Source organism: Tsukamurella paurometabola DSM 20162 (assembly GCF_000092225.1).
GTDB lineage: Bacteria > Actinomycetota > Actinomycetes > Mycobacteriales > Mycobacteriaceae > Tsukamurella > Tsukamurella paurometabola.
The window spans coordinates 2,324,171-2,335,255 of the sequence record NC_014158.1 but is presented as its reverse complement, the minus strand read 5'-3'; the positions used below and the strand labels follow the sequence as shown (position 1 = coordinate 2,335,255).

The window sequence follows — 11,085 nt, the reverse complement described above, 5'->3', positions numbered from 1 at the left end:
CGCTCTCCCGGAAGATCATGGGCCTCAACCCCACCCGCGTTGCGATCCTCGTCGTGATGCTGGTGGCCGTGGTGGTCCTGGCCGGAGCTGGCTGGTGGCTGGTCCGCAGTGCCGGTGCCACCCGCATCACCGCCTACTTCGACCGCGGCGTCGGCATCTACGCCGGCTCCGATGTGCGGATCCTCGGGGTCAAGGTCGGCGAGATCGACGAAGTCAGCCCCGAGCGCGACCGGGTGCGGGTCCAATTGCACGTCGATCGTGGAGTGCAGTTGCCACAAGACCTGTGGGCCGCGCAGGTCACGCCGTCGGTGATCTCGGACCGCTACGTCCAGCTGCTTCCGGTGTACTCCGACGGTCCCACCGCCCAGTCCGGTGCCGTGGTCGCCGAGGATCACACGATGACGCCGGTCGAGATCGACCAGGTCTACGCCTCCGTCAGTACCCTCGCGCAAGCGCTCGGTCCCGAGGGCGCGAACAAGCGCGGAGCGCTCACCGAGGTGCTCGATGTGTCCTCGCAGAATCTCGCCGGCAACGGCCAGGCAATGGCCGATGCCATTGCCGGACTGTCGAAGGCCGCCACCACACTCTCCGATTCGCGCGACAACATCGCCGCAACCGTCAAGGGGCTCAACACCTTCGTCACGATGCTCGCGGAGAATGACAAGCAGGTCAGGGTGTTCAACACCCAGCTCGCGGATCTGACCGGCTACCTGGCCGGAGAGCGGGACGACTTCACCAAGGCGCTCAACCTGCTCGCCTCGGCTCTCGGCGATGTCGGCGCCTTCGTCCGCGACAACCGGGACGCGTTGACCTCCAACGTCAACGGCCTGACCGAGATCACCAAGATCCTCAACGACACCCGGACCGCACAGGCACAGATCCTGTCGTACCTTCCGATCGCGGCCAGTAACCTGCAGCAGGCCTACGACGGTGACACCGGGACGCTCACGCTGCGCCCGAACCTTCCCGATCTGCAAGATCCGTTCGGAGCGGTCTGCAAGATGGCCGATCTCGGCAAGCTGATGCCCGGCAATCCGCAATTCGAGCAACTGTCGAAGACCCTGGGGCCGTTGCTGAGCCAGTGCACCGGTTTGGCCAAGCAGATCACCGATGGTGTCCGCGTGCCGCAGCTCAACCTGCCGTTCGGAATCCTCTCCGGCCTGAACCTGCAGCAGGGGCCCGTGCCCGGCACGGTCCCGGGGCGCACCTCCCCGTCGGTCGACGGCGTGCTCCCCAAGACCCCCGCGGGCACCCGGCCGGCCCCGTCGAGCTCCCCGGCACCCGCGTCCGCGCCGAGCACACCGAAGCCCTCGTCCTCGGCTTCCACGGCGCCGGCGTCGTCCACCGCGACCACCGGAGGTGCCCGATGAGCCTGCGACGCCGGATCTTCGCGGGCGGAGCGTTGGCGACCGCCGCCGTGGTCCTCACCGCGTGCGGCAGCCAGGGCATCTACTCGCTGCCGCTCCCCGGCGGTCCCGCGCTCGGTGCCCGCCCCACGACCCTGCACCTTCAGTTCTCGAACGTGCTGGACCTGGTGCCCGAATCGTCGGTCCGGATCGGCGGTGCCACCGTCGGCAAGGTCGAGTCCATCGGGATCGCGGCGGATGGCTGGACCGCCGAGGTCACCGTCAAGGTTCGCGACGGGGTCACGGTGCCCGCGGATGCCCGGGCCCAGATCGAACAGTCGAATCTCCTGGGCGAGAAGTACATCACCCTCGTCTCGGCCGGCGGATCGGACGGCCGGTCCCTGCCCAGCGGCGCCACCATCCCCGCCACCCAGAACAAGACCACCGCCGGTATCGAGGAGGTGCTCGGGGTGCTGTCCCTCGTCCTCAACGACGGGGGAGTCGGTCAGCTGAAACCGATCGTGGATGAACTCAACACCGCCATGAGCAATCCGCGGCAGGTGCGCTCGTTGATCACCCAGACCGACGAACTGATCAAGGGGCTCAACGAGCAGCGGGGCGATATCACTCGCGCCATCGACGGGTTGGCCGCGTTGTCGCGACGAGCACAATCGCAGACCACGCAGATCAGCCGGATACTCGCCGAACTGCCCCGCGGTACAGCGGTACTCAATCAGCAGCGTCCCGAGATCATCGAGATGATCAAGCAACTCGATCGGCTCGGCACGGTGGGCACGGACGTGCTCAGCCGGTCGCAGCAGGAGACGATCGAGAACCTGCTCGCGCTTCGTCCCACGCTGCGCGCCCTCGCCGGTGCTGCTGATGACATCGTCACCGCGCTGCCCTTCGTCGCCACGTTCCCGTTCCCGGACGCGGGCGTCGACGCGATCAAGGGCGACTCGATGAACCTGTTCATCTCGCTCGACACCCGTCTGATCAACCAGCTCGAGGCACTCGGTGCGGGCAAACCCGCACCGACCTACGTCCCGCCGAAGTACGGTCCGGGTTCGGGACGGGGAGGCAACCGATGATTCCCAAGCTCCAGCGCCGGCAGTTGCTCGTGTTCGCCGTGCTCGCCATCGTGGGCATTGCCTTCGTCGGGGCCCAGTACGCACGGATCGACAAGATGCTCGGTTTCGGTGTGTACACCGTGAAGGTGATGCTCAAGGATTCCGGCGGCATCTTCACCAATGCCGAGGTCACCTACCGCGGCACCCCGGTCGGGAGGGTCGGGCAGCTGCACCTCGTGCCCGAGGGCGTGCAAGTCGATCTGCAGTTGGATACCAGCCGACCCAGCGTTCCCGCCGACGTGCAGGCCACCGTCGCCGAGCGCAGTTCCATCGGCGAGCAGTACATGGACCTGGTGCCCAAGAAGGTCGCCGAGGGGGTGCGCCCGACCGACGCCGTGCTCGTGGACGGTTCGGTGATCCGCGATGTGAAGACCCAGGAGCCGATCGAAGACTTCCTCAAGCACGTCACCGTGCTCAGTGAGTCGGTCGATCCGGCCAAGCTGAAGACGGTGGTCACCGAGTTGTCCGTGGCGCTCGGCGGCAACGGCCAGAATCTGCGGGCCTTGATCGAGTCGCTGTCGCGGCTCGGAAAGACCGGCACCGACAACCTCGATGCGACGCTCTCGCTCATCACGAACAGCACAACGGCGCTCGGGACGCAGGCCGAGCAGTCGTCCGCCATCCGGCAGTGGGCGGACAGCCTGAAGGTGGTCACCGAGACACTCGCCAACAGCGATCCCGATGTGCGGCGTCTACTGCAGACCGGCAACCTCTCGGCCACGCAGCTGAGCGCGCTCGTGCAGCAGGCCGGTGGTGATGTGACGAAGGTGGTCCACGATCTGGCCTCCCAGCTCACCGCCGTGGACAAGGTGGCACCCAATCTCAAGCAGGTGCTCATCCTGTTCCCGAAGATCGCCTCCGGTGCGTTCTCCACATCGCCCGGGGACGGGCTGTTGCACTACGGTGTGGTCCTCGAAGTGAACAACCCGCCGGCGTGCACCGTCGGCTATGAATCGACGCAGAAGATGATCGACGAGATCAAGAAGTCCAACCCTGATTTCGATGTGAACCGGGATCCCTTCCCGTTCAATACCGAAGTCAGTTGTGATGTGCCCCAGGGAAACCCGACCGGTGTCCGAAGCGCCGACCGCGCTCGGTACGCCGACCCGCGGGTGTCGCAGCCCTGGGATTCGAAGCCGAAGGTCCTCGCCCCCGACCGCATCGACCTAGGCCCTCTGGCGCAGGCCGCCGCCGTCATGCTCGGAGGGCACCCGAAATGACCGACGAAGTGCACGAGCCCAAGACCGGTACCGACCGCCGGCGGGTGCTCGCGGTGGCGCTGCTGGCCGTGGCCCTGGTGGCCGCCGTCGTGGTGGGGGTCCTGTGGTGGGGCTGGTTCTCGGAGCATCGCCGCGCCGCCGACCGCGACGCCGCTGTGGACGGCGCACGCCAGGCCCTGGTGGACTTCCAGACCTTCGACACCAAGGATCCCGAGGGCACGCTCCGGCGGATGGAGGGTGCGATGACGGGGGATCTGCTCGACAGCTGGCAGAAGTCGCAGCGTGCGTACACCGCAGATCGTCTCAAGGAACGCGCCGGAACCGATCTGAAGACCGACCCCGTGATCGTCGCTGCGGCACCCACCGAGTACGACTACGACGCCGGGACTGCGAAGGTGCTCGTGTACTCCGTGGTGAAGTCCGTGGAGAGCGGCAAGCTCGCCGCCGACGCCTACCGGTGGACCTATGTGGTGTCGGTGTCGAAGACCGATCAGGGCTGGAAGGCATCGGAGATGGTTCCGCTGCAGCAGCGCGGGGCCACCGGTTCCAACGATCCGAACACACCGGCCACAGCCGTCGTTCCCACCGCCGATGCGCCCGCTCCCACACCAGCGCCCACTACCGCGGGAGGGACGCCGTGACCGATCACGAAGACACGCACGACGAGCCGGTGCGGGGTGCTGCGACGGGTGCCGAGGATGAGGGAGCGAGCGACGTGCACGCCCCGCAGCCGCCCCGCAAACGCCCGGTGGCGCGGGGCACGTCGCTGCGGCGCCCGGGTGCGACGCCGGACGAGACTCGCGCCGGCGTTCCGACGACCACCGAGCCGACCGCCGAGCCGACCGCCGAGCCGGAAGCGTCCGGGGCTGCGGAGCCGGACCCGGAGTCCGGGGAGGTCGTTTCTGGCGATGCGGACTCGAGTGCCGGTGGCTGGGTGAACTATGCACTGATCGCTGCCGCGGTCGTCATCCTGGCCGCGGCGCTCACTGTTGCGTTCGCGCGGCCCTTCGCGGGCCGAGTGTCCAATGAGGCGTACGTGAACACCGCGCTCACCACGCAGGTGGCGTCGATCGCGAAGCAGGCGGCCAAGGACATCTATTCGATCGACATGAACAACGTGGGGCAATGGGAGCAGCGGATGAATGCGCTGCTCACCCCCGGCATGGTCGACGAGGCGAAGAAGATGCGACAGGGCATCACTCAGGCCGCGGGGCAGCTTCAGGACGTGACGATCACGGTCGAGGACACCGGGTTGACGGCGGGTGTTGCCTTCGCCGCGCCGAACCGGGCAGAAGTACTGCTCAACGTGGTGCGCCAGGTGACTGAGCGGGGTGTTCCCGGGATGACGGGGCAGGCGCCGGTCAAGTTCGTGCTCGACCGGTTCGACGGCGCGTGGAAGGTCTCGTCGATCACCGAGCTGTGATCACCGCGTCCAGATCACCCTGCCGGGACGGCGTTGCGGGTCGCCAATCGTCGGCCGGTCACGGTGCCGATCGATGCCGGGATCACGATCAGCAGAGTGGTGAAGCACGCCCCGATCACGAGTTCGAACGGCAGCGAGCCCTGGCCGATCCCGGGTAGCAGCCAGGTACCAACGGCCCAGCACACCGCGCCGGAGACGACGCCGGCGAACAAGGCGGATTTGAACCACCGTGATGTCAGGTCCACGCCCTTGTCGGCGTCGGGGTAGCGGCGTGCGTCGATCAGCCCGTCGTAGCCGCCGAAGACCATAGCGACGGCGATCACGACGGCCACGGCGGCGAATCTCTGTGGTGTGCCCACAGTGGGGAAAGTCGTGATGCCCCAGCCGAGTACACAGCGGACCGCCACCATGAGAACGGCCAGCGCGATACCTCGAAGCAGCCACGGTTTCATGCGGTGCAGTCTATCCGGGATCCGCCCGGACCTAGGAATTCGTGGAATCGATATATAGAGTTAGGGTACCCGAAAACAGGAGGTGATCGCTGTGCCGGAGGAACGAGGTGCGATGCGCGAGGGGGCGTGGGTCGAAGCGATCGGCCTCTTCTCCGAGCTGCGCGACGGAAGGCAGCGGGCGGCGCTGCGTCTCATCCAGAGCGCGGCCCGGCCGGATGATTTGATCGGGGATCTGATGAGCCTGCTCGGCGTTCTGGTGCGGGGGCTCGACCCCGCGGAGGTCGACCGATTCCTCGATGCCGCATACGCCGCCGGGCCGCCGCCACGATTCGGGGCGAGGCCGGAGCTGCCCCCGCTGTCCTGACGCGAATCCCGATGTGTGGAACATGTCACAACACTGTTTCGTCTAAGTAACGATACTCTCGACTGTGTCGGGCGAGACAGTCCGGCGGCAATCACATCAGGGAGGTGTCGTCGTCATGCGCGTGCGCAATCAGCTGGAATCGTCGTCCACCATGCTCGTCAGTGCGCTCAGCACGCAGACCTCCTCGGCGCTCTCGCTGCAGACCTTCTCGCGCGCCGGACCCGTCCCGGCGTCGGGGCTGCGCATGGCAGGCGCGGCGGTCATGATGTGTGCGCTGACGCGGCCCAACCTGCGGCGGGTCACTACGCGGGAATGGAGCGCGATCGTCGCCTTCGGTGTGGTGATGGCCGCGATGAACCTGTGCCTCTATCAAGCGATCGACCGACTTCCGCTCGGCGTCGCTGTGACGTTGGACTTCCTCGGCCCGTGTGGCCTCGCATTCGTGATGGCCAAACGGTGGCGAGAACGCTGCTGTGCACCGATCGCGCTGCTGGGAGTCGTGCTGATCGCCGGGCAGGGGAGCGGGATCAACCTGGTCGGCATCGCCTTCGGGCTCGGAGCAGGATTGTGCTTCGCGGGCTATGCGCTACTAGCCGAACGCGTCGGTCGGCAGAGTCAGCCGCTGTCCCGACTGGCGCTGGCGGTGACCATCGCTGCCGCGACGACCGCGCCCTGGTCGCTGCGGGCGATCGGGCATCTCACTCTACGGACCACGCTCCTGCTTCTCGCCGCCGCGTTCTTCGGTGTGGTCGTCTCATACACCTGCGATGCGATCGCCGCCGCCCGTGCGTCCGCAACGATGATCGCGCTGTTGTTCGGGCTCGATCCGGCGATCGGAGCCGCAGTGGGGGCGATCTTCCTGCATCAGCACCTCGACGCGGCCGCGATCGTTGGAATGGTGCTCGTGGTCGGCGCCGGTGTGGCGGTGAACTGGATGATGGCCAATCGACCGCACGATCGGGAACCCGACGCCGTGCTCCCGGCTCCGGAGTCACCGGCGTATGCGGCCACCGTCGGGGCCGCGGGTGAGCTCGTCGGGGAGCGGTGACGGGTGCGATCGCTCCCGTCTGGGAGCGGGCGATTGTTCCGCCAGTGTTCACCGTGCTGGTCCGCCGCGTTGATCGCCTGGTGGGATCCGGCGGTTCTAGTGCTGACTATGACGCTCTCTTTCCGCAGCCGAGCCGCCGCCCGGATCGCCACCGTGGTTCTTGCTGCCGCCAGTATCGGCACTCTCGCTCCAGCCACTGTCAATGCGGCACCGCCGAATTACGACACCTGGCGCGCCGACGTGCGCGCTGCGATGGCCGGCGGAACGAACTGGCTGGATCAGCGCAAGCAGCAGGGCGGCGAGCGTCTCGCGATCGTCCTCGACATCGACAACACCGCCCTGCAGACCGACTACCGGCCGGGCCAGGCCACCCCGGAGGTTCTCGAGTTCGCTCAGCACGCCAAGCAGATCGGCTTCGCCGTCCTGTTCGCCTCGTATCGGAAGAGTGCCGAGAGTGCGACCGCCGCGGTGACCTCGGTCGGATACCCCGTGGACGCGATGTGCCCGCGCACCCCGCAGACCGCGAAGCACGCCACTGACAGCAAGCAGGCATGCCGGGAGAAGTACACCGGCGAGGGCTACACCATCACCGCGAACGTGGGGAACCGGCCGGGTGACTTCACCGGTGGGAACTACGAGAAGGCCTTCAAACTCCCGGACTACGACGAGACCCTTCAGTAGTCGAACGGCGGTACGCTGCCGGGATGGACGTGACGAGCGAATCGGGGCCGTTCTTCCACGGCACGAAGGCGGATCTCACGGTAGGAGACCTACTGACTGCTGGCTTCCGGTCCAACTATCGACCTGAGGTGGTGATGAACCACATCTACTTCACCGCCCTGCCCGACGGTGCCGGTCTGGCAGCCGAACTCGCCGCGGGGTCGGGGGAACCGAGGGTGTACGAGGTGGAGCCGACGGGGGACTTCGAAGACGATCCGAACGTCACCGATAAGAAGTTCCCGGGGAACCCCACGCGCTCCTACCGCAGTGCCGCACCGCTGCGCATCGTCCGCGAAGTCAGGGATTGGACGCGGCTGACGCCTGAAGCCCTGCAGGTCTGGCGCGACCGGCTTGCCGCGATTCAAGCGGATGACCGTGCCGAGATCATCAATTAGCGGGCTGGAACTACGGGTCTCGCATCTCGCCCGAACTGATTCTGATCAACAACAATTCGGATCGAGAACCTTGCACAGGGCGGCCAGCGACTCTCGGCGAGGGGAGTGATGCATACTCATCCCATGCCGCTGCGACGAGATGAAGCCGGCAGTGCGGAGCTGGCTGAGGTGGTGGCTCACAGTGGATTCCGTGAGGTCGACGGCGGCGGCGAGCGAGCCGGTCGTGCAGGGCTCGCCGCACGTGAACAGTAGCGACAGCAGCTTCACTCGAACGGGATCGGCCAGGGCTTTGAGGCGCAATGCGACGTCAAGGGCGGCCGCATCGTCGGCGGGCGATGCGGCGACGGGTGCGCAGCACACCGGGTCGGTCATGTCGATCACGGGCAGGGCCTTGGGCATAGCTCGACACTACCGGACCATATTGACATATGTCGAAGAGGTGGCGTAGAACAGGGACTGGAATTAATTTGACATACGTCGCATAGCTAGGGGGTTCCCGCCATGTCCCGCGCTCAACTAGCGCTCAACGTCGACGATCTCGAAGCGTCGATCGCCTTCTATGCCAAGCTGTTCGGCACCGGTCCGACGAAGGTCAAACCAGGCTACGCGAACTTCTCGATCGCCGATCCCGCGCTCAAGCTGGTTCTCATCGAGAACCCGGGCCAGGGCGGCACTCTGAATCACCTCGGCATCGAGGTCGAATCCAGTAACACCGTTCATGCGGAAATCGCGCGCTTGACGGAGGCAGGTTTGTTCACCGAGGAGGAGATCGGTACCACCTGCTGTTTCGCTACGCAGGACAAGGTGTGGGTGTCGGGCCCGGGAGGGGAGCGGTGGGAGGTCTACACCGTTCTCGCCGATGCCGAGACCTTCGGCGGCGGAACGCAGGTCGCCGCGACCGCGGCGTGCGACTGCGGCGCGCTGTGACATCGCCCGCCGCAGGACCCCGGGTCGTGGGGAAGTTGTCGCCCCTGGATCGGTTTCTGCCCCTCTGGATCGGCGCCGCCATGCTCACGGGCCTGCTGCTCGGCAGGATGATCCCGGGGCTGAACTCCGCACTGGAGCGGATCCAGCTCGACGGTGTCTCTTTACCGATCGCCCTAGGGTTGTTGGTCATGATGTACCCGGTGCTCGCGAAGGTTCGTTACGACCGGCTCGGCACCGTCACCTGCGACCGCACACTGCTCCTCGCCTCCCTGGTGCTGAATTGGATCATCGGGCCGGCGCTCATGTTCGCGCTCGCGTGGCTATTCCTACCGGACCTTCCTGAGTACCGCACCGGCCTCATCATCGTGGGCCTGGCGCGGTGCATCGCCATGGTGATCATCTGGAACGACCTCGCCTGCGGCGACCGCGAGGCTGCCGCCGTTCTCGTCGCGCTGAACTCAGTGTTCCAAGTGGTCATGTTCGCGGTGCTCGGATGGTTCTATCTCACTGTGCTGCCCGGCTGGCTCGGGCTGGAGCAGGCGGCGATCGATGCGTCGATGTGGCAGATCGCCGCGTCGGTGATCGTCTTCCTCGGTATCCCGTTGGCGGCGGGCTATCTCTCCCGCCGGATCGGGGAAAAGCGCAAAGGGCGAGATTGGTACGAATCGGTGTACCTGCCCATCGTCGGCCCGTGGGCGCTGTACGGGCTGCTGTTCACCATCGTCGTGTTGTTCGCCTTGCAGGGCGATCAGATCACTTCGCGTCCTTGGGATGTCGCGAGGATCGCGATTCCGCTGCTGGTGTACTTCGGCATCATGTGGGGTGGTGGCTATCTGCTCGGCGCTGCGATGGGCTTGGGCTACGAACGCACGACCACAGTGGCATTCACTGCTGCGGGCAACAACTTCGAGTTGGCGATCGCCGTCGCGATCGCAACGTACGGTGCCACCTCGGGGCAGGCGCTGGCGGGAGTCGTCGGTCCCCTGATCGAGGTTCCGGTGCTCGTAGGCCTGGTGTACGTCTCGCTGGCGTTACGACGGAGATTCACGATCGCCTCGCCGGTCGCGGAGACCGGTGTGAAGGGGGCACACTAATGGCGGAAGCATCGAAGTCGGCCGGAAAAGCCAGGCCGCGTGTGCTGTTCGTCTGCGTGAAGAACGGTGGGAAGTCGCAGATGGCTGCCGGCCTGATGCGGCAGGCCGCCGGGGGCGCGGTCGAAGTGCACTCCGCCGGCACCAAGCCCGGCGCTGCGATCAACAGCCTGTCGGCCGCATCTCTTGCGGAGATCGGCATCGACATCACCGGCGAGGCGCCGAAGTCGATCGATCCGGAGCTGCTCGTGCGCGTGGATCTCGTTGTCACGCTCGGTCGCGAAGCAGTCATCGACCCGCCCGTTGGCGTACGCCTGATCAACTGGGATACCGACGAGCCCTCAGCGCGAGGTATCAACGGAATCGATCGGATGCGTCTTGTGCGTGACGACATCGCCAGACGTGTCAGCGCCTTGGCTGCCGAGCTCGCCGGGGAGTGACCAGCACAGTCGGTGCTCGTCCACTGACCTGCGTAACGTAGATAGATCGGCAATTATGTTGCAACGCAACATCATGTATCCGCGGATAGTGATTGCAAGGTTAGACCACATAAAGAAGCCTTGCGACGCTGAATGTGCTGTGCAGGAAGTGCTCGCACGGTACCTGTGACCAGGGGCGAATGGTTACGGTCGTTGAACCTCCTCCCTCCTGCTGCGCGCGCACGATCCCGCCCAGCTGCGACTCCAGCGTCTTCGTCGCAGCGGCAGGCAATTGCGAAGCCTGCGTCAGCTCCCCCTGCCCGGCGTCGCCGGGAGCTGCCCCGGTCTTGAAGAGGGTGCGGCTGACGAACTCCTGGGAGCATCAGCGTGTGCTGGCACGCATCTGTCGCCTCATGCGGGGGGCGTAGAAAAATTCGGGGGGGGGGAGTTGTTCGGCTGCACGGCAATCTGAGCGTGCTCCACTGCGACGTGCTCGCCGGGCGGCTCGTCCGCGCGCGGCCAAAGTGTCCCTTCGGAGAAGGTGGCGATC

The 11,085-nt window shown here is 66.2% G+C and carries 14 protein-coding genes; 12 read left to right on the top strand and 2 right to left on the bottom strand.

Features of this window, described 5'->3' with window-relative positions; all coding sequences use genetic code 11:
- Positions 1 to 17: 17 nt before the first annotated feature.
- From TPAU_RS11240 to TPAU_RS11220, 5 genes are read left to right on the top strand one after another with little or no spacing between them, the layout of a single operon-like run.
- On the top strand, positions 18 to 1,370 hold the full coding sequence (locus TPAU_RS11240) for an MCE family protein (RefSeq protein ID WP_013126876.1): 1,353 nt from the start codon (positions 18 to 20) through the stop codon (positions 1,368 to 1,370).
- Positions 1,367 to 2,437 carry an MCE family protein gene (locus TPAU_RS11235; RefSeq protein WP_013126875.1) on the top strand — a complete coding sequence of 357 codons (1,071 nt, stop codon included), beginning with the start codon at positions 1,367 to 1,369 and terminating at the stop codon, positions 2,435 to 2,437. Before TPAU_RS11240 ends, TPAU_RS11235 begins: the two co-directional genes overlap by 4 nt.
- Positions 2,434 to 3,696 (top strand): MCE family protein, encoded by a 1,263-nt coding sequence (locus TPAU_RS11230; RefSeq protein WP_013126874.1) that lies wholly within the window; start codon positions 2,434 to 2,436, stop codon positions 3,694 to 3,696. The genes TPAU_RS11235 and TPAU_RS11230 overlap by 4 nt, the downstream gene beginning before the upstream one ends.
- Positions 3,693 to 4,337, top strand: coding sequence for a hypothetical protein (locus tag TPAU_RS11225; protein WP_013126873.1), 645 nt, complete (start codon positions 3,693 to 3,695; stop codon positions 4,335 to 4,337). The genes TPAU_RS11230 and TPAU_RS11225 overlap by 4 nt, the downstream gene beginning before the upstream one ends.
- On the top strand, positions 4,334 to 5,119 hold the full coding sequence (locus TPAU_RS11220; RefSeq protein ID WP_013126872.1) for a hypothetical protein: 786 nt from the start codon (positions 4,334 to 4,336) through the stop codon (positions 5,117 to 5,119). Before TPAU_RS11225 ends, TPAU_RS11220 begins: the two co-directional genes overlap by 4 nt.
- Before the next feature lie 14 nt (positions 5,120 to 5,133).
- Here the strand turns inward: TPAU_RS11220 and TPAU_RS11215 are convergent, their stop codons facing one another.
- On the bottom strand, positions 5,134 to 5,571 hold the full coding sequence (locus tag TPAU_RS11215) for a B-4DMT family transporter (protein ID WP_013126871.1): 438 nt from the start codon (positions 5,569 to 5,571) through the stop codon (positions 5,134 to 5,136).
- Between the two features lie 91 nt (positions 5,572 to 5,662).
- On the opposite strand from TPAU_RS11215, the gene TPAU_RS11210 reads away from it, so the two are divergent.
- The 4 genes from TPAU_RS11210 (at position 5,663) to arr (ending at position 8,098) form a co-directional block, all read left to right on the top strand.
- Positions 5,663 to 5,935, top strand: coding sequence for a hypothetical protein (locus tag TPAU_RS11210; protein WP_147291088.1), 273 nt, complete (start codon positions 5,663 to 5,665; stop codon positions 5,933 to 5,935).
- Between the two features lie 115 nt (positions 5,936 to 6,050).
- Complete coding sequence (locus TPAU_RS11205; RefSeq protein ID WP_013126869.1) at positions 6,051 to 6,983, top strand: EamA family transporter; 933 nt, start codon at positions 6,051 to 6,053, stop codon at positions 6,981 to 6,983.
- A gap of 108 nt (positions 6,984 to 7,091) precedes the next feature.
- Complete coding sequence (locus tag TPAU_RS11200; protein WP_013126868.1) at positions 7,092 to 7,664, top strand: HAD family acid phosphatase; 573 nt, start codon at positions 7,092 to 7,094, stop codon at positions 7,662 to 7,664.
- Positions 7,665 to 7,687: 23 nt separating this feature from the next.
- A complete protein-coding gene (gene arr, locus TPAU_RS11195) occupies positions 7,688 to 8,098 on the top strand; it encodes an NAD(+)--rifampin ADP-ribosyltransferase (RefSeq protein ID WP_013126867.1) in 411 nt (136 codons plus the stop codon).
- A 45-nt stretch (positions 8,099 to 8,143) separates the two neighbouring features.
- Here arr and TPAU_RS11190 read toward each other — a convergent pair whose 3' ends face one another.
- Complete coding sequence (locus tag TPAU_RS11190; protein ID WP_013126866.1) at positions 8,144 to 8,497, bottom strand: Rv2640c family ArsR-like transcriptional regulator; 354 nt, start codon at positions 8,495 to 8,497, stop codon at positions 8,144 to 8,146.
- Positions 8,498 to 8,599: 102 nt separating this feature from the next.
- On the opposite strand from TPAU_RS11190, the gene TPAU_RS11185 reads away from it, so the two are divergent.
- From TPAU_RS11185 to TPAU_RS11175, 3 genes are read left to right on the top strand one after another with little or no spacing between them, the layout of a single operon-like run.
- Entirely contained in the window at positions 8,600 to 9,025 is a 426-nt protein-coding gene (locus TPAU_RS11185; RefSeq protein ID WP_013126865.1) for an ArsI/CadI family heavy metal resistance metalloenzyme, read from the top strand.
- Positions 9,022 to 10,119, top strand: coding sequence for an ACR3 family arsenite efflux transporter (gene arsB, locus TPAU_RS11180; protein WP_013126864.1), 1,098 nt, complete (start codon positions 9,022 to 9,024; stop codon positions 10,117 to 10,119). Before TPAU_RS11185 ends, arsB begins: the two co-directional genes overlap by 4 nt.
- Positions 10,119 to 10,556: an arsenate-mycothiol transferase ArsC gene (locus TPAU_RS11175; protein ID WP_013126863.1), complete on the top strand. Its 438-nt coding sequence runs from the start codon at positions 10,119 to 10,121 to the stop codon at positions 10,554 to 10,556. Before arsB ends, TPAU_RS11175 begins: the two co-directional genes overlap by 1 nt.
- The last annotated feature ends 529 nt before the right edge of the window (positions 10,557 to 11,085 follow it).

Bases quoted from the DNA above. Each gene is read 5' to 3' on its own strand.
- TPAU_RS11175 (WP_013126863.1), top strand. From the start codon at position 10,119: ATGGCGGAAGCATCGAAGTCGGCCGGAAAAGCCAGGCCGCGTGTGCTG.
- TPAU_RS11200 (WP_013126868.1), top strand. From the start codon at position 7,092: ATGACGCTCTCTTTCCGCAGCCGAGCCGCCGCCCGGATCGCCACCGTG.
- TPAU_RS11215 (WP_013126871.1), bottom strand. From the start codon at position 5,571: ATGAAACCGTGGCTGCTTCGAGGTATCGCGCTGGCCGTTCTCATGGTG.
- arr (WP_013126867.1), top strand. From the start codon at position 7,688: ATGGACGTGACGAGCGAATCGGGGCCGTTCTTCCACGGCACGAAGGCG.
- TPAU_RS11225 (WP_013126873.1), top strand. From the start codon at position 3,693: ATGACCGACGAAGTGCACGAGCCCAAGACCGGTACCGACCGCCGGCGG.
- TPAU_RS11205 (WP_013126869.1), top strand. From the start codon at position 6,051: ATGCGCGTGCGCAATCAGCTGGAATCGTCGTCCACCATGCTCGTCAGT.
- TPAU_RS11240 (WP_013126876.1), top strand. From the start codon at position 18: ATGGGCCTCAACCCCACCCGCGTTGCGATCCTCGTCGTGATGCTGGTG.
- TPAU_RS11235 (WP_013126875.1), top strand. From the start codon at position 1,367: ATGAGCCTGCGACGCCGGATCTTCGCGGGCGGAGCGTTGGCGACCGCC.
- TPAU_RS11230 (WP_013126874.1), top strand. From the start codon at position 2,434: ATGATTCCCAAGCTCCAGCGCCGGCAGTTGCTCGTGTTCGCCGTGCTC.
- TPAU_RS11185 (WP_013126865.1), top strand. From the start codon at position 8,600: ATGTCCCGCGCTCAACTAGCGCTCAACGTCGACGATCTCGAAGCGTCG.
- TPAU_RS11190 (WP_013126866.1), bottom strand. From the start codon at position 8,497: ATGCCCAAGGCCCTGCCCGTGATCGACATGACCGACCCGGTGTGCTGC.